The sequence below is a fragment of the Cytobacillus sp. FSL W7-1323 genome (genome assembly GCF_038595015.1).
GTDB classification, from domain to species: domain Bacteria; phylum Bacillota; class Bacilli; order Bacillales; family Cytobacillaceae; genus Cytobacillus; species Cytobacillus kochii.
The window spans coordinates 2,724,677-2,742,063 of the sequence record NZ_CP151998.1 but is presented as its reverse complement, the minus strand read 5'-3'; the positions used below and the strand labels follow the sequence as shown (position 1 = coordinate 2,742,063).

Below are 17,387 nucleotides of genomic sequence, written 5' to 3'. Positions count from 1 at the left end.
ATGAGGATGGCTTATCAAGGTTCAAAAGGCTGGTATATTGCAAAACTAAAAGAATTTGGTGTTAATAGACATCCAATAGAGTTGCGGAAATTAGAACTTTACAAGACCTATGAAGTCAGAAAAATTTATCAACAGGTTTTAGCGAATAAAAAACAAGGGTAGCTATTAAGCTCCCTTGTTTTTTAAGCTTCTTTTAGATGAGTTGTATCTTCCACTGTAAGTCCTTCTCTAAGCATATGAAGAGAATAAAGATCTTTAGGAATTTCAAATAAATCATAAATCTGGCCAGTTTCATTTATTTTATCATACAAACTTTTACGTGATTCATTGGCATAAATGGCATAAGGTAGTTTCTGGGCAGCTTTTAATGAACGAATATTTTCTTTTTTTATGCGCATAAAAATAGTTTCAATATTTAAATCATAAAAAAGTTCATTAAAGAAAGCATCTTTGGCTAATTGATTATAACCTTTACCATGATAAGGTTTACCAATCCATGTGCCAAGAAAACCAGCTTGGTTTTCAATGTCATATAAGCTAATTGTGCCAATTGGATTATTCCATTCATCTGTAATGGTACGAGAGATGAGCTTTTCTTGTTCCTCAGCTTCGAGCGTTTGTTTCGTAATAAATAACAGTTCTTCATAAGATTGAGCTTTATGACGCACAAAAGGGAAGACATCGGGGTGCGTCATCAATTCGAATAAAACTTGACAATCATTTAGGTCACGTTTTTTCAGCATTGGTTATCCCTCCACGTGAGAGTAAACCTACTCCATGCCAAAAAGACAGAAAAGGCCCACCCTCGAAATTTTTTGTAATGTAACTAAAAAATTTCGGGGTGGGAATCGAACCCACTAGAACCAGTAAACTGGTGGCGCACCATTTGCCTTCCCAATATCCAAAAACAAAAGATATTATCGACTAAAGATATTATTTTATGAAAGTATAATACTAAAAAAATAGCAAAAAGGGAATAGATTTTTTACCTTATTTTTAAGATTATTTTTCGCCAAATTTCTCCATTTTTTGCATACCGGATTCTAATGGTAAAATTGCAAAAAGGAACCAGTAAATGAGAAGGTGAAAAAGGTACCATACATTGAGGTAAGAGAGGTAGGGACATAGAAAACAGTTTATTGATTGGAGATAAATGGTGAAGAAACCTTATCATCATTTAGACAAAGATAGGAGACGGAAATTCCAATTTGAAGATAAATCGCCTCCTTATCATTTTATTTATCCACCGCATTTGTATATGCCCAATTGCCTGAGACCATTGTCCATTTTGGTTTTGCTAGAAAATGAAAAGGATGATGGCTCCAGAGTACAAGATCAGCTTCTTTCCCTTCTTCAATGCTTCCAACGATATGATCGATTTTTAAGTTTTTAGCGGCAGCGATAGTTATTCCCTCCAATGCTTTTTGTTCGGATAAACCTTCTCGAACAGCAATACTTGCGCAAATGTTTAAGTATTGAATAGGTGTATAAGGATGATCGGTAGTAATTGAAACGGAGACACCTGCTTGATCGAGGATTTTATAAGTGTCCCACGTCTTGTTTTTTAACTCTACTTTTGATCGTCTTGTTAATGTTGGTCCAACGCTCACTTGTAGATTCTTTCCTAAATAAGGAGTAATTAAATGACCCTCTGTACAATGTTCAATTCGAATATCTAAATGAAATTCTTTAGCAAATCGTAGTGCAGTTAAAATATCGTCTGCTCTATGGGCATGGATTCGTACAGGTATTTCTTGTGTAAGTGCTTTAATAATAGGGGATGTGCGCAGGTTTACTTCATTTGGATTAGCATGAACATTATAAAAAGCTTCTCTTAACATCCCCATAATGCCCATTCTAGTAATTGAATGTTCATTGCTATGACTATGAACCTTTTTAGGGTTTTCTCCAAGAGCAATTTTTAATCCAGCAGTTTCTTTAACAAGCATTTCTTCAACACTATTGCCGTACGTTTTCAAGATGGATGTGGTGCCACCAATAATATTCGCACTGCCTGGCATTACGTGAACAGTAGTTATCCCAGCTTTAAGTGCATCACGAAAAGCAGGATCAAAAGGGTGGATGCCATCGATTGCCCGAATATGAGGTGTTAATGGCTGTGTTGTCTCATTCGCATCATTACCAGCCCAACCAGTCCCCTCGTCATATAATCCAATATGTGTATGCACATCAATAAAACCAGGTAACAGAAAACCATGAGAACAATCAACGACTTGTGCATGCAAATCTTGAATATCTTTTCCGATCTTTTTCACTATACGATTTTTTATTAATACATCTCCATGGAAAGGCTTTGAAGTAATGGGATAGACAATGGCATTTTTAAAAAGTATCGTCGACATCAGCATCCAGTCCTTTTTCTAATAAAATTCATCCTTAGCAAATACACTGTTAAAGTGACAAAAAAGTGAGTAGAAATCAAGAACCTACTCATGAGAATAAATTTAAAAAATGCCTGCCATTTGCATAAATAGGATTGTTAATCCTAAAATCCAAACATAAACGGCAAATATCTTTAGTGATTTTCTTTTTAGAAAATTAATCATCCAAACAACGGCAATATAACCGAAAATGGCTGATGCAAGTGTGGCAATTAACATACTGCCAAAGCTAATAGCTTCAATATGGCCAGCATATATTTCTCCAAATTGCAGTACAATGCCTCCTGCTATGGTCGGTATAGATAGTAAAAATGAAAAGTATGCAGCTGTTTCTCGATCAAGTTTACGGATGAGCCCTGCAGCGATTGTTAAACCTGATCTTGAAATAGCAGGGAATATCGCAATTGCTTGAAAACTACCAATAAATAATGCATCACTATAGCTAATATCTTTCATTTTTTTCGCACCATTTTTAATACTATCTGAGAACCAAAGAATGATTCCGGTAATAATAAATTCCCAGCCAATGGTGACGCCGGTTTTTGAGACCGTCTCAAATAGATCATTAAATAATAAACCAACAAAGACAGCAGGAATCGTACCAATGACAAGCAGCATAGATAACTTTCCGAATGGATTTTTTATGATTTCTAGTAACTCATTTTTATAAACAACAAGGACAGCTAATAGTGTACCAATATGGAGCATGGTATCTAAAAATAATCCTGCTTCATCAAGACCAAATAAATGTCTTCCAAGATACAAATGCCCAGTGCTTGAAATAGGAAGAAATTCTGTTATCCCTTGAATGATTCCAAGAATAAATGCTTCAATTTTTGACATCATATAAATCACCTATTTGTTTATTTTTTTCCTAGTAGTAAAATAAGGGGAACTCACGATCAACTTGTTTTCTCTCTCGTTTTTTATAAATGTATTCAAGTTGTCCAATAGAAGAACCGAAATTTGAAAATAAAAACTTTGAAACTTTTTATAATAATCTTCGTAAAATAGGTATATAGTACAAGAAGGAATAAGAGAAAGGGGAAAACAACAATGAAAGATTCACAAACAGACAGAATACTTGCTGCGGGCATTTATATTATTAGTTTCTTTACTGTATTTATAGGACCACTTGTTATTTGGCTCATAAAGAAAGATAGCTCAAAGCTTGTAGACTATCATGGAAGACAGTATTTTAACTTCCTCATTACTTACTTTGTTTATGGAATCATTAGTACGATCTTGATGTTAGTGCTTATTGGTTATTTATTAGGAGCCATATTTGGCATTGCATTTATCGTATTTACCATTATTGCAGCCGTTAAGGCGTTTGAAGGGGAAGAGTATCGCATCCCGTTTATCATCCGTATCCTCTAATAAACGAGTAAATATAAAAGGCCAAAAAGAAGACGCGAACCAATCAATGTTCGTGTTTTCTTTTTGGCCTTTCCATTGTAAGCCGAATTATTGGCTTATAGAATAATATATACTAATAAGGAACAAAGTAAATCATTGCTTCATTCATAGAGGAATGCTTATTCGGTGATTCTTTGATTTAAGTAGGTTAGGGTGTCAAAGATAGGGCAGCTGATGTAAAGAGATAATAAACACGTTTAATTTTGAAATATCATTCCATTATGCGTGTTCGTATAACAAGGTACAAAGGAAAAAATAGCTTTATCGGACGGAACAGTAATAAATAAGAATGATGTACTTCTAAAAATCCACCTACATAATGTAGAATTACTAAGGCAGATACAAGAATTTGATAGTGAAACAAGAAAAGCTTCAATGATCTATAAAAAAGTTAAGGAATCACTTCCATTAATAGCTAAATGTATATAATTGCATGATAATGTTAATGAAAAAAAGGGATTAGTCGGCATTACAATGCTTAATAAAGTTGTGGGAAATTAGGGTTTGAAACATTTTCCATCCACTACCGATATTATAAATTATTGAAAAAGCTTTCGTGCTACCAATTTATTTTTTGTCTTCATAATAGTGTATCAAAAAGAGAAAAGCCATCTCCTATATATTTATTCATGTCGAAAGATCGCTTATATAAATATAAAAACATCTTATAAAATAGCTTAGCCTCAACATTTTCTTTTAGTTAACTTCTTCAAAGAAAAAAAGGATTGTCCGCGATTTTTGCTTCTTGCTATGCAAACAAAAAATTCCAGCTATTTAAATTGGAAAACATACTGTCGGTTGCACCTGATCATAGGAAAATAAGATTATGAGGAAGCTCAGGAATTATATAGGAATATACTTAGATCTTCCTTGTCATCTACGGTACCAAGCAGAATATCTTTGATGGTTATATTTGGATAGGTATCTTGAAGTTTTTTAAGAATCCATTCTTCATCCCTGCCTAATTGATGCAACTGTTTACAATCAATCGTTCCCTCTTTTATAACGGTATTTGGAAAATAAAAAGGTTTGACTGGTTTGCTAAATGTGACTGCTGTTAAAGGCAAATGTTCCGTCTTCAGAAAGATGGAAACCTTGCCACCATGCTCCCATAAGGCAAGTGCGACTTTTTGGATTTCTTCAATATTCTTCATTCGCAATTCGGTCTGCAGTTCATCAAGTGAAATTCGGGCACGTTTCATATTACGGTTATTAATCATTCCATTTTCTATTAATGGAATCGGATCGGTGATAAACCACTTTCTAAAATGTCTAAAATGCAAACTTAGGTAGATTCCGATTATATACAAGATTAAAATAACACTCATTGTAATCATCGACCCTTCCAGACCTAACCCTTCATCGGACAGCGGATGGGCAATAATATTTCCAATAATCAGCACGATAACAAAATCGAGAAGTCCTACTTGGGAAAGGGAACGCTGACCCATTAATTTGACAAGTATGACGAAAAACACAAATCCAACAATTGCCCGGAGCATCTATTGGACAATAGTTAAGGATTCCTGCGAAGTAAAAAATTCCATAATCTTACACACCCTTTAAACAGAATTAAAAAAGAAGACTTAGCTTGATCAGCCTGTATTCATAAGATAAGAAAATATATATTTTGGACAAAGTTAACTGGTTTTAGCAGTGCCGTGTCCGGCACGAAAGCTAAAGTAAGACTTCCCAAACCTCATGACTCTATAAGCGGGTATCGACTCGAGCGAAGTTTCCCCTGCATTTCCTTTTATCCCTCATTCTTTGTACTATTATTTTCCAATTAGTAAAATTTATTACTAGAAATTGATTCATACGGTTAGTTATTCTTTTATCTGAAACAGTGACAAGAAAAAGGTCGACTTTAATGACGATTCTCTGATACATACTTATTCAATTAACTTTCCCCGTTAGATCAAGAAGAACTGACAAGATTACAATCATTGCGCTACATTATTAAATAACATTATTATTCGTGAACAGCTGACCGTGTTTAATAAAAGTTGTGGGATAGCTTCTTAGCAAACTTTTTTATATGCATTCACTAGGACAGAGCACACAATGCTATTTTCGTTTTTTCAGCATTTTTATCATTCATCGCGTACCTCTCTTTCGTAGAATAGACAACTCAAGCTTGTTATAATAGAACAAGGACTTTAATAAGAAAGGATTCGTTGTGAGAATGAATGTACATCAAACAGCCCTTGTATTAGAAGGTGGAGGAATGAGAGCGGCATACTCTGCTGGTGTAATGGAATTATTTTTAGATAAAGGTATTACTTTTCCATATGTAATTGGTGTTTCTGCAGGAGCCGCGAATGCTGCCTCATATTTATCGAAACAAAAGGGCCGTAACAAGAAGGTAAGTGTGGAGTATGTATCTGATCCTAGATACTTCTCCTTGCGAAATTATCGAAAATCTAAACAGTTATTTGGTATGGACTTTATTTTTGATGAAATTCCAAATAAGCTGGTTCCCTATGATTATGAAGCGTTCTCTCACGGGAAAAGTGAGTTTATAATTGGTACAACCGATTGTCTGAGTGGAGAAGCTGTTTATTATGGGAAGAAAGACTATGGGGAAAACTTGTTGCTTCTTTTAAAAGCGTCAAGTTCATTACCTTTTATTGCACCTGAAATTTCTTTTAATAATCGAATGTTACTTGATGGTGGTATTGCTGATTCCATACCAATAAGAAAAGCACAAGCAGATGGATATGATAAAGCTGTTGTTGTTTTAACACGACCCAAAGGTTACCGAAAAAAACCATCAAGAATGAGTTTTTTATTGCGAAGAAAATATCCACAATATCCAGGGCTCCAAAGAGCAATGATGAATCGTTACAAAATGTATAATGAAACCGTTGAATATTTAGAGGAGCAAGAAAAAAAAGGACAAGTGATGATTATTAGACCTGAGAAGGTTGATGTGGGAAGAATGGAAAGAGATTTAAAAAAATTATCTGCCTTTTATGAGCAAGGCTATAAGGATGCAGAAGATAGTTTAACAAGATTTATATTTTAATTGAAAGTTTGGTGAAAAAAGATCATTCTCTTCTCCCATAGAAGAGGAGAAATGTCTTTCTCTTTTGGTTTTTAGCGGTGAAAATGAATATTACTCATGATTTCCTTCGTTCTATAATAGATTGGTAGTAATACATTTATTGAGAGAATCGGGGTAGGAAGTTCATGAATATTCAGCAATATTATCAGCAATCAGCACAAGCCTCTCTTAATGGTAGTTTAGTTGCGTGTATACCACTATGGATATTAGTCATATATCATAGTTTCTTTCAGGAGATTAGCGGGCTTCTTTGGTGGTGTTTACCCTTTGTTTTATATAGTGGGATGTCTTATCAAAGCTATGTGTTAGCAAATAATCAAGCAAAGATAAGTTCATATGCATCAACAAATAGCAAGCAAAAAAATATATTTTCACAAAGGGAATTTCTTATAGGTTTTTTACCAGCACCGAATTTAAGATTATTATTATTTAATAGAGATGGTAGAACGGCTGCTGAAATTCGTGATTTAGCTTTTCATAAGTGGCGCTGGTTTTTGCCTACATTTGTCGACCGCTGGATTTATAGAAATCGCTATGCTTTAGTTGTTGATCAAAGGGTGCTTGCAATAATTACAGTGCGAAAACACAATATCCAGATTGATTATAACAGTAATACGATTCTTCTCCACAATGACAATAATAAACGCTTTATTTGTCAAAAAGATAGCCGAGCTTATACGCTAAGGTATGAACGGACTTTTATGAATCTATTGGTTCAATCTGAGAATGGAAGGGAGCTTGGGAAATTACAAAAAGGATGGATTCCGAGAGAATGGATGGAATCGTTCAAGGTAAACAACACCCCCTTTTTAATGATGAATCAACCTTTGCCCGCTGATGAACAATTAATTTTTTATAGTTTATTGATCATGTATGTAAAAAACATTCAACATTGAAGTAAAAGATTCGCTAAAGTTGTCTCAACTATAGTATGATTAAGACAGTTTTGAAAAGTGTTCTAAGTTGAGGTGTTCTATGAGAAAGTTTTTAATCATTGCGGCTTCATTACTTATTATTTTATTAATCGTAGATCGGACCATTCTAAAGGACAAAGGTTTATTGTCACAAGTACAAATTGACCAATATGAGGAAATAGAAAACCCTGAAAATGTAGCTGTTGGCCTGGAAATTGGTCAGAAGGCACCTGAAATCCAGTTGGAAACACTGAATGGTGAGTCATTTCAACTAAGTGACTATGAAGGAAAGAAAATATTACTTAATTTTTGGGCAAGCTGGTGCGGACCTTGTGAAGAAGAAATGCCTTATATGGAAAAAGTTTATAAAGAATATAAAGATGACGGATTTGAAGTCATAGCTGTAAATATGACCAAAACGGAAAGAAACGAAACAAATGCCGCTGATTTCGTGAAAGCGAATGAACTATCCTTCATCATACCAATGGACCCTGAAGGCGTTGTCTTAGATAACTATGAGGTGATTGCCTACCCAACTAGTTACTTCATTGATTCGGATGGGATTATTCGAAATAAAGTATTAGGTGCGCTAAATGAAGACTTCTTGGAAAAGGAAATTTTACGTTTACCATAGAGGATGTTTTCTAAAACGAATGTGTGGGTATAAATGTATAATAATATTAGATTAAGCAATAAGGATGTGGCAAATTGAGTACATCAACAATACTAAAATGGATAACAGGTGCATGTGAAGCATTTCTTGGCATTCCTTTTCTAGGAGGAATTTTTATCCTCGCAAATGGATGGGTGCCACTTATTGTTATGTTTTTCCTTCATGTAATCACACTTGTACTATCCGTAAGAGCTGGAGAAAACAAGTACGGTAGTATCACAGGTATCATTACTTCTATTATTGGTTGGATTCCGGTAGTTGGAATGATTATGCATATTATTACAGCGTTGTTATTATTTGTAGATGCTGGTCTTAGTTCAAAACAAAATAAAACAAAAGTATATTAAATGAAACGAGCCGATGAAATCAGTCACGGCTCGTTTTTAGATTAGGCTTTATTATATGGCAGTCCAACCGCCGTCAATCACTAACTCTGTACCTGTAACAAATCTTGCCTCATCTGATGCTAAGAAAAGGACACCGTAAGCAACATCTTCAGGGTTGCCGAAATAAGGCAACTGCGTATAAGTTTGATAGAACGGTAAGGCAGATTCCATTGAAGGAGCTGTCATTGGGGTCGAAATAATCCCAGGATGTACAGAATTGACTCGAATATTTTCTTTTCCATATTCTATTGCTGCAGATTTGGATAATACTCGTAAAGCACCCTTAGCGGCTGTATATGGACTTGTCCCTGCCATGCCAACTATACCGCCGATGGAAGAAATATTGACAATGGAACCGCTGCCATTTTTCTTTAATTCGGGAATGACATATTTCATGCCGATTACACAACCATTTAAGTCGATATCTAAAATTTTATTCCATTCATCCATTGACATATCCTCTAGAGTTTTGGGAGAAGCGACACCAGCATTGTTAATCAGGATATCTAGTTTACCAAATTGTTCAATGGCTTCATTTATAACTGCTTGCCATTGTTCTTCAGACGTCACATTATGGGCAAGGGCAATCGCCTCACCACCTGCTTCTTTTATCTCTGCAACCACTTTATTTAAAGTTTCCATTTGTAAATCAGTCGCTACTACTTTAGCGCCTTCTTTCGCGAATAACTTTGCTTCTGCTGCACCCATCCCGTTAGCTGCTCCGGTAATAATGGCTACTTTTCCTTCTAACCTTTTCATGATATACCCCCATTTGGTAAAAACTTAGACAATATCGTACGATTTTTAATACAACTAGTTGCTTTATCAACAATCCGTTGATAATCTGATTATATCAACTGATGAAAAAATGAAGCAATGAACAAAAAAGTTGAGATCGTTGTATACTCAACAGTTCATACAAATTTGTTTAAAAATAAGAATAATTAATACAAGGAGCAGAAAAATGTCGAAAAAAGAAAAAGTCGATCCCCGTGTAGTAAGAACAAAGCGAATGTTAACTGACGCCCTTATTTCTTTAATAGAAGAACAAGGTTTTGAAAAAGTAACGGTGCAGGCAATTACAAAAAAAGCGATGCTGAACCGCGCTACTTTTTATCTCCATTTTACAGATAAATACGATTTGCTTGAGCAAAGTACAGATGACATGATTGATGAGTTAAAAGAAGCAATGAAGACTTCTTTTGTAGCAAGTAAAGGGACGTATGATACTGAATCACCAAATGAAAGCTTTATTCAATTATTTGCGCAAATTGGCACATATGATTACATATATAGAGTGTTGCTGTCTGAAAGTACAATGCCTCATTTTCGTGATAAACTAACAGCTGTGTTGAGCGAATTTATTGCAGATGGCATGACCGTTATGCAACCAGATGATGACTTATTGACTATACCAAGAGAAATGGCCATACGCTTCTACGCTTCTGCGTTTTTAGGTGTGATTATATGGTGGTTGAAAAATGATTGTCCGTATACCGCTAAATATATGGCTGCGCAACTCATGAAAGTTACCATTCAAGGACCGTATAAACAAGTGGTGATAGAACAGAAATCCTCTCTATAAAAAGGAGGGATAAAATAAAGTTGACAAAATTTTAATAGATGGTAAACTAAATTTGTGTAAACGGTTACAGATGAGTGTGTAACGCGTTACATATCAAATAAAATAGTAATTAATAGATTTTGTTTTTTTCTGAAATATGTAACCCGTTACATGCCTTTCCTAGTCATGAGAGAATAACGCTTCAGATAGTGAGTGTCTAATATGTAACGGGTTACATACTACCTTTTAATATAAGTTTAATAATAGCAGTATTAACAAATGTAAGGTGATGATTCATATAGCCACAATTAAAGAAGTAGCAAAGTATGCAAATGTTTCTGTTGCGACTGTATCGAGAGTGATAAATAAAAAAGGATATGTCCAAAAGGAAACGCAAACAAAAGTGGAAGAAGCGATCAAAGCACTTAACTACCGACCTAATAATGTAGCGCGTAGCCTATTTAAAAAGCAGTCAAAAATGATTGGGTACATTGTCCCTGATATTACAAACCCATTCTTCCCACAACTTGTCCGCGCTGTGGAAGATGTGACAGTAGCACAAGGGTATACTACTTTTCTATGTAATAGTGATGACAATTTAGAAAAGGAACTGATGTATTTAAATAAAATGGCGGAAAACTATATTGATGGCGTAATCATTGTATCCAATCATATGAATGAAAGCCATCTCGCCAATTTACAGATCCCGGTAGTTGCACTTGACCGTGTGTTCCATGAAAGTATTCCCTCAGTGACGATAGATAATTATCAGGAAGCGAGAAGGGCAGTTATGCATTTAGTTGAAAATGGCTGCGAGAAAATCGCCCATATTAGTGGACCAGAAAATATTATCAATTCCCAACTGAGGAAAAAAGCATACCAAGATGTCATGATGGCACTAGAAAGACCTGTGTATATAAGTGAAGGTCATTATCAAATGAAAACAGCCCAAGAAGCTACATTTCGTCTCCTGCACGAACAGAAGGACATTGATGCCATATTCACAGGTAATGATGTGATGGCAGTTGGTGCCCTAAAGGCATGCACAAAGCTCGGGATTAATGTACCGAAAGAACTTCAAATCATTGGTTTTGATGGAATTGAGTGGACGGAAACTGTTTCACCAGAAATTACAACCATCGCTCAACCAATATATGAGATGGGGAAAAAAGCAGCAACCATGCTTTTGAACCGTATCAACGGAAAGGAAGAAGGTCAGGATCATATTGTATTCCCGACCGAACTAAAAATAAGAGAAACAACAACAACGCATTAAAACAGAAGAAGGAGAGTGATTAGATGATTACAGTAATCGGAAGCATCAATATGGATCTAGTCACGGTAACAAGTATAGACCCGTCAATGGGTGAAACCGTGATGGGAGAATCATTTTTTACTGTGCCAGGTGGTAAAGGAGCAAACCAAGCAGTGGCTGCAGCTAAGCTTGGAGCGAATGTGAAAATGATTGGTAAAGTCGGCGATGACCCTTTTGGTCAAGAGTATATGAATTATTTTAATGACATGCATATCAATACGGAAAGTATCCAAATAGAAAAATCTGTACGTACTGGAACAGCAAGCATAACAGTGTATAACCATGATAATAAAATTATTGTTGTACCTGGTGCTAATCATTTAATGACAAGTGACGTTATAGAAGCATATCGCGATGATATTTTAGCGAGTGAATGGGTGCTTCTGCAATTAGAAATTCCATTGTCTGCCGTAGAAAAAGTACTAGAGATTGCGGCAGAGGGCAATGTCGGTGTCATTTTAAATCCAGCTCCCTTCCATCATATTCCTTCTCATTGGTTTGAGTTAGTAACTTACCTCACACCGAATGAATATGAAGCGAAACAGTTATTCGAAGCATATGCAAATGATACAGAGGCAACGGAACTACTGAAAAAAAAGCTTGTCATTACAAAAGGAAATGAAGGTGCCGCGTTCTTTGAAAACGGGGAATTTATGACCATTCCTGCTGTTAAGGTAAAGGCGGTTGATACGACTGGAGCAGGAGATACTTTTAATGGCGCTTTAGCGGTTGCCCTTGATGATGGCTTAACAATAGAACAGGCAATTACGTTCGCAATAAAGGCTGCAGGTTTATCTGTAACGAAAATGGGTGCACAAGTAGGAATGCCGACAAAAGCCGAAATTGAAAAAATGGAAGTGAATCATCATGAAGAAACAAGGAATGCTGAATAGTGATATAACAAAAGTCATCAGTGATATGGGACATACAGATACAATTGTTATTGCTGATTGTGGACTACCTATCCCAGATGGTGTAAAAAAAATTGACCTAGCTCTAAAGCTAGGGACACCTTCCTTTTTAGACGTCTTAAATGAGCTTGAAAAAGAATTAATGATAGAGAGTGTCACATTAGCAACTGAAATTAAAACAGATAATGAACCGTTATTTTTAGCAATTAAAGACAAGTTCTCTGATTGTAGCTATGTCTCGCATGAAACATTTAAGAAAAAAACGGAAAAAGCAAAGGCGATTATACGAACTGGAGAAGCTTCCCCTTACGCTAACATCATTTTAACGTCAGGAGTGATATTTTAATGAAGCAATCATCAATAATAGAAATGAAGAATATTCATAAATCCTTCTATTCGGTGGAAGTACTCAAAGGCGTTGATTTTGACTTGAGAGCTGGGGAGATCCATGCGCTTATGGGTGAGAATGGGGCAGGGAAATCGACCTTAATTAAAATCCTTACAGGCATTCATGAAAGCAATCAAGGTGAGATTTATTATAAAGGGAATAAGGCCGTATTTTCTTCACCGAAAGATGCAGAAAAAAATGGTATTGCTGTCATTCATCAAGAGTTAAATATTATTCCTTATTTAACAGTGGCTGAAAATATGTTCTTAGGTAAAGAATTAAGTACTTTCGGTTTATTAAAGACGAGAGAGATGAATGTAAAAGCAGAAAAGCATTTAAAGCGCTTAGGCATTGAAATGGATGTAAAACAGCCTGCTGGAGAACTTTCCGTTGGACAACAACAAATGATTGAAATTGCAAGAGCAATCGCTGCCAATTCTGAAGTTCTTATCATGGATGAACCAACAGCCGCTTTAACAGATAGAGAGATTGATACATTATTTTCCGTTATTGATCAATTGCGAAAAGAGAATGTGGCAATCATTTATATATCTCATCGCATGGAAGAGATTTTTAAAATGTGTGACCGTATTACGGTTTTACGAGATGGTCAATCAATAGGAACGAAATATACCACAGACACCTCATTCGATGAAATCGTGAAAATGATGGTTGGTAGAGAAATTGGTGAGCGTTACCCGGCTCGGACGGCAACAATTGGTGATGTTTTTTTCAAAGTCGAGAACTTAAGTGTGAAAGATCATTTTTCTAATATTTCATTTGATGTTAGAAAAGGTGAGATACTTGGCGTCGCCGGTTTAATGGGAGCTGGAAGAACGGAGATCATGGAAGCGATTTTTGGGTCACGAAAGAAATCGTCTGGGAAGATATTTTTGAATGGTCAAGAACTACACATTCGTGCACCAAAACAAGCAATTGCTGCCGGTATCGGTTTCATTACAGAAGACCGTAAAGATGAAGGTCTTATACTTGGATTAAGTGTAAGGGAGAATTTAGCCGTTCCTAATTTAAAAGCGCTTTCGCAAAGTGCCATTATGTCTACTAAAAAGGAAAAAGCTTTCTCCAAAGAAATGATAGACAAGTTAAAAATTAAAACAGCCGGTCCTGAACAAGAAGTTAAGAATTTAAGTGGTGGGAACCAACAAAAAGTGGTCTTTGGAAAATGGCTTGGAATCGATCCAACACTGTTAATTTTGGACGAACCTACTCGTGGTGTGGATGTAGGAGCAAAAAAAGAGATATATACGATTATGAATGAAGAAACAATGAAGGGCCATTCCATTATTATGGTCTCATCTGAGTTACCAGAGATACTAGGTATGTCAGATCGTATTATGGTGATTCATGAAGGGAAAGTAGCCGCCATTCTGGAAAAAACAGATGCGACTCAAGAAAAAATTATGGAAGCAGCAACAGGAGGGACAAAGCATGAACAAAATTAGTAAAGGCATCGGCTCCATTCAAAAGCTAGGACCGGTTTTAGGCTTACTGCTCATCATTATTATTTTATCGGTTATGAGTCCAAGCTTTACAACAGCTGACAATATACTGAACGTATTAAGACAAGTTTCAATCAATGCTTTAATTGCGTTTGGAATGACATTTGTTATCTTGACAGGGGGAATCGACTTATCTGTCGGTTCGATTTTAGCGCTATCTTCCGCACTTACTGCAGGTATGTTAGCTAGTGGTATGGATCCGGTAATTGCGGTTCTTCTCGGTTTATTAGCAGGTGCTTTAATGGGACTTGTCAACGGCGTAATTATTGCAAAAGGTAAAGTCGCTCCTTTTATTGCAACATTAGCGACAATGACAATTTTCAGAGGGTTAACACTTGTTTATACAGAAGGTCGACCAATAACTGGTCTATCTGATGCTTTTAGCTTTCAAATGATTGGTAAAGGTTATTTTCTCGGGGTACCATTTCCTGTTGTTACGATGCTGTTAGCTTATTTATTTTTATACTTCTTGCTAAAGAAAACAACTTTTGGTCGCGGTGTTTATGCGATTGGTGGGAATGAAGAAGCCGCTAAGCTCTCTGGTTTAAAAGTGGATCGCTTGAAAATGGGTGTTTATGCGATTTCAGGATTATTTGCTGCAGTTGCCGGAATTACGTTAACTTCTCGTCTTGACTCTGCACAGCCTACAGCTGGTACAAGCTACGAATTAGATGCCATTGCGGCAGTTGTTCTTGGTGGGACAAGTCTTTCAGGCGGACGCGGATGGATCTTTGGTACATTAATTGGTGCTTTGATTATTGGTGTACTAAATAATGGTTTGAATTTATTAAATGTATCATCTTTCTACCAACAAGTGGTGAAGGGCGGCGTCATTCTATTAGCTGTACTAATTGATAGAAAGAAAGCTGCTTAACATATATGATTTGCAAACCTATGAAGGAGGAATACTCAAATGAAAAAAATATGGAAGCTTCTTACTTTGGTTTTAGTAGTCGCTTTATTAGGTGCATGTTCATTAAATAATGGGGCTGATGATAATGAAGCAACTGATAATGATGAAAAAGCATCAGGAGAAAAAACAATTGGTCTATCGATTTCTACATTAAATAATCCTTTCTTTGTTACACTACGTGATAGTGCAGAGGCGAAGGCAAAAGAGCTTGGTTATGCGATTAAAACAGTAGATGCACAAGATGACCCAGCAACACAAGTAAGTGATATTGAGGATTTAATTCAACAAGGTGTTGACTTATTAATTATTAATCCAGCTGATTCAGCAGCGGTTGCTTCTGCCATTACATCAGCTAATAATGCAGATATCCCGGTTATTACTGTTGATAGAAGTGCAGAAGGTGGCGAAGTTGTCGCTCACGTAGCTTCTGATAATGCAGAAGGCGGTAAAATGGCAGGAGAATTTATCATTGAACAACTTGATGGCGAAGGAAAAGTAGTTGAACTTGAAGGGATCCCTGGTTCATCGGCAGCACGCGAAAGAGGTGCGGGTTTCAATGAAGCCATTGAAGCATCTGACAATGTGGAAGTAGCAACAAAACAATCTGCGAATTTTGATCGTGCAGAAGGCTTAACAGTAATGGAAAACATCATCCAAAGCAATAAAGATGTCCAAGCTGTATTTGCTCATAATGATGAAATGGCACTTGGTGCTTATCAAGCATTAACGGCTGCTGGATTGAAAGATGTCATTGTTGTCGGGTTCGACGCAACAGATGATGCCATTGCTGCAGTTGAAGGTGGCGATATGGCAGCAACAGTCGCTCAAAAACCAGACAGAATGGGCGAGCAAGCTGTAGAAACAGCCAAAAAAGTACTCGATGGTGAAACGGTGGAAGAATTTATCCCTGTTGAGTTAGAGTTAATTAAATAAGGAAATGATTGAATGAAGCACGTGTAGATTCTGCTTAAAGGTGGAATGAGCACGTGCTTTTTTATTTTCTAAGTGAACGCAGGTTAAGGAAAGAAGTGTGAAAGAAATATATAAGCGGTTAGTATGAAATGAGTGTATAATTATGGTAATCATTATATTTTGTGAAGAAGCGAGTGGTAGAATGATCCCTGCAAACACTTTCGGAGTTGATATGACGAACGCCGCAACGCCTTATTTTCAAGTAGTGAAAGACAATCGAATTCGGTTCGGTTTAGAGACATTCAGACAACATCCGGGTTTAGCGAAAAGCTTATTTCATCATCTATTTCCTATAGAGGAAAAGTTAGATATGACGTTTATTTCTGGTTATCAAGATATTGATAGCACAAGGGTAAGGAGAGAAAAGTTAAATTTACGACGGTTTTTTAAGATAAATAATTGGTCTAATGAAGTAGTTTGGGAAGAAGAAATGAGTGGTTATTTTGTCTTTTCAACAGTAAAGAACGTCAAATCATCTGCGTTTTTTCGCTATACCCTTAAAATGATTGGTGGTCACACGTCACTCTATATTTGTTTTGTGCATCGTGCTTTTTTATTTTATATTAGTTCTGATGTACTGGATATTGTTGCAAATGCGCATACGATAAGGAGATTAAAAGATCTATTCCCTGAAATGTATGATACTTTCTACGAAGATGAGTAATCTTCTGTAAGACGGATTAGTAAATAGTGTTACCGTCATCAAGAAATTACCGAAAAAACGGTTATATGTAATTCGATGTCTAACAATTAAAGGATAGGAGAAAAATGATGAATATAAACAGGAAAGATTTACTTAATGCTGCTTGAATTATTGGAATTTGCTTTATATTGGGATCGTGTACTATTGCTGGAGCGATTGAGAGTCTACTAGATAATAGTTTAGCGAATGATGGTCATTATGAACAACAAAGATTCAATGACAATTTTGAAAGGTATATTG

Annotated in this window: 19 protein-coding genes; 14 read left to right on the top strand and 5 right to left on the bottom strand. The window is 36.0% G+C overall.

From position 1 onward, the window contains the following. Nucleotides 1-6: 6 nt before the first annotated feature. Complete coding sequence (locus tag MKX67_RS13840) at nucleotides 7-162, top strand: DUF2639 domain-containing protein (RefSeq protein ID WP_095372920.1); 156 nt, start codon at nucleotides 7-9, stop codon at nucleotides 160-162. A 20-nt stretch (nucleotides 163-182) separates the two neighbouring features. Here MKX67_RS13840 and MKX67_RS13835 read toward each other — a convergent pair whose 3' ends face one another. From MKX67_RS13835 to MKX67_RS13825, 3 genes are all read right to left on the bottom strand, one after another. Beyond that, complete coding sequence (locus tag MKX67_RS13835) at nucleotides 183-743, bottom strand: GNAT family N-acetyltransferase (protein ID WP_095372921.1); 561 nt, start codon at nucleotides 741-743, stop codon at nucleotides 183-185. Between the two features lie 492 nt (nucleotides 744-1,235). Then, a complete protein-coding gene (locus MKX67_RS13830; RefSeq protein WP_095372922.1) occupies nucleotides 1,236-2,363 on the bottom strand; it encodes an amidohydrolase in 1,128 nt (375 codons plus the stop codon). A 102-nt stretch (nucleotides 2,364-2,465) separates the two neighbouring features. After that, a complete protein-coding gene (locus MKX67_RS13825; protein ID WP_322909508.1) occupies nucleotides 2,466-3,245 on the bottom strand; it encodes an undecaprenyl-diphosphate phosphatase in 780 nt (259 codons plus the stop codon). A gap of 213 nt (nucleotides 3,246-3,458) precedes the next feature. Here MKX67_RS13825 and MKX67_RS13820 point away from each other — a divergent pair, with 213 nt between their 5' ends. Further along, nucleotides 3,459-3,782: a DUF4870 domain-containing protein gene (locus MKX67_RS13820; protein WP_095372924.1), complete on the top strand. Its 324-nt coding sequence runs from the start codon at nucleotides 3,459-3,461 to the stop codon at nucleotides 3,780-3,782. Nucleotides 3,783-4,657: 875 nt separating this feature from the next. Here MKX67_RS13820 and MKX67_RS13815 read toward each other — a convergent pair. Further along, complete coding sequence (locus MKX67_RS13815) at nucleotides 4,658-5,299, bottom strand: YetF domain-containing protein (protein ID WP_342488350.1); 642 nt, start codon at nucleotides 5,297-5,299, stop codon at nucleotides 4,658-4,660. A gap of 707 nt (nucleotides 5,300-6,006) precedes the next feature. On the opposite strand from MKX67_RS13815, the gene MKX67_RS13810 reads away from it, so the two are divergent. From MKX67_RS13810 to MKX67_RS13795, 4 genes are all read left to right on the top strand, one after another. Then, on the top strand, nucleotides 6,007-6,849 hold the full coding sequence (locus MKX67_RS13810) for a patatin family protein (RefSeq protein ID WP_224937588.1): 843 nt from the start codon (nucleotides 6,007-6,009) through the stop codon (nucleotides 6,847-6,849). Between the two features lie 164 nt (nucleotides 6,850-7,013). Then, entirely contained in the window at nucleotides 7,014-7,784 is a 771-nt protein-coding gene (locus MKX67_RS13805; RefSeq protein WP_322909506.1) for a hypothetical protein, read from the top strand. Between the two features lie 79 nt (nucleotides 7,785-7,863). Further along, on the top strand, nucleotides 7,864-8,436 hold the full coding sequence (locus MKX67_RS13800; protein WP_322909505.1) for a TlpA disulfide reductase family protein: 573 nt from the start codon (nucleotides 7,864-7,866) through the stop codon (nucleotides 8,434-8,436). A 74-nt stretch (nucleotides 8,437-8,510) separates the two neighbouring features. Continuing rightward, nucleotides 8,511-8,822, top strand: coding sequence for a hypothetical protein (locus MKX67_RS13795; protein WP_095372929.1), 312 nt, complete (start codon nucleotides 8,511-8,513; stop codon nucleotides 8,820-8,822). 51 nt (nucleotides 8,823-8,873) lie between these two features. Here MKX67_RS13795 and MKX67_RS13790 read toward each other — a convergent pair whose 3' ends face one another. Next, nucleotides 8,874-9,620 carry a glucose 1-dehydrogenase gene (locus tag MKX67_RS13790; RefSeq protein ID WP_341051435.1) on the bottom strand — a complete coding sequence of 249 codons (747 nt, stop codon included), beginning with the start codon at nucleotides 9,618-9,620 and terminating at the stop codon, nucleotides 8,874-8,876. Nucleotides 9,621-9,825: 205 nt separating this feature from the next. Between MKX67_RS13790 and MKX67_RS13785 the strand changes: the two genes are divergently transcribed. From MKX67_RS13785 to MKX67_RS13750, 8 genes are all read left to right on the top strand, one after another. Further along, entirely contained in the window at nucleotides 9,826-10,446 is a 621-nt protein-coding gene (locus MKX67_RS13785) for a TetR/AcrR family transcriptional regulator (protein ID WP_095372931.1), read from the top strand. 268 nt (nucleotides 10,447-10,714) lie between these two features. Continuing rightward, nucleotides 10,715-11,701 (top strand): LacI family DNA-binding transcriptional regulator, encoded by a 987-nt coding sequence (locus tag MKX67_RS13780; RefSeq protein WP_342488347.1) that lies wholly within the window; start codon nucleotides 10,715-10,717, stop codon nucleotides 11,699-11,701. 23 nt (nucleotides 11,702-11,724) lie between these two features. Next, nucleotides 11,725-12,633, top strand: a complete 909-nt coding sequence (gene rbsK / locus MKX67_RS13775) for a ribokinase (RefSeq protein ID WP_342488345.1) — start codon at nucleotides 11,725-11,727, stop codon at nucleotides 12,631-12,633. Further along, entirely contained in the window at nucleotides 12,608-12,997 is a 390-nt protein-coding gene (gene rbsD / locus MKX67_RS13770) for a D-ribose pyranase (RefSeq protein WP_307313342.1), read from the top strand. Before rbsK ends, rbsD begins: the two co-directional genes overlap by 26 nt. Beyond that, nucleotides 12,997-14,502 (top strand): sugar ABC transporter ATP-binding protein, encoded by a 1,506-nt coding sequence (locus MKX67_RS13765; protein WP_307313344.1) that lies wholly within the window; start codon nucleotides 12,997-12,999, stop codon nucleotides 14,500-14,502. The genes rbsD and MKX67_RS13765 overlap by 1 nt, the downstream gene beginning before the upstream one ends. Further along, nucleotides 14,489-15,433 carry a ribose ABC transporter permease gene (gene rbsC, locus MKX67_RS13760; protein ID WP_095372933.1) on the top strand — a complete coding sequence of 315 codons (945 nt, stop codon included), beginning with the start codon at nucleotides 14,489-14,491 and terminating at the stop codon, nucleotides 15,431-15,433. The genes MKX67_RS13765 and rbsC overlap by 14 nt, the downstream gene beginning before the upstream one ends. Nucleotides 15,434-15,472: 39 nt before the next feature. Then, nucleotides 15,473-16,405, top strand: a complete 933-nt coding sequence (gene rbsB / locus MKX67_RS13755; RefSeq protein WP_341051433.1) for a ribose ABC transporter substrate-binding protein RbsB — start codon at nucleotides 15,473-15,475, stop codon at nucleotides 16,403-16,405. A gap of 142 nt (nucleotides 16,406-16,547) precedes the next feature. Next, the gene (locus MKX67_RS13750) at nucleotides 16,548-17,108 is read left to right on the top strand and encodes a hypothetical protein (RefSeq protein WP_342488342.1); all 561 of its coding nucleotides are present in this window, start codon (nucleotides 16,548-16,550) and stop codon (nucleotides 17,106-17,108) included. Nucleotides 17,109-17,387: the final 279 nt, after the last annotated feature.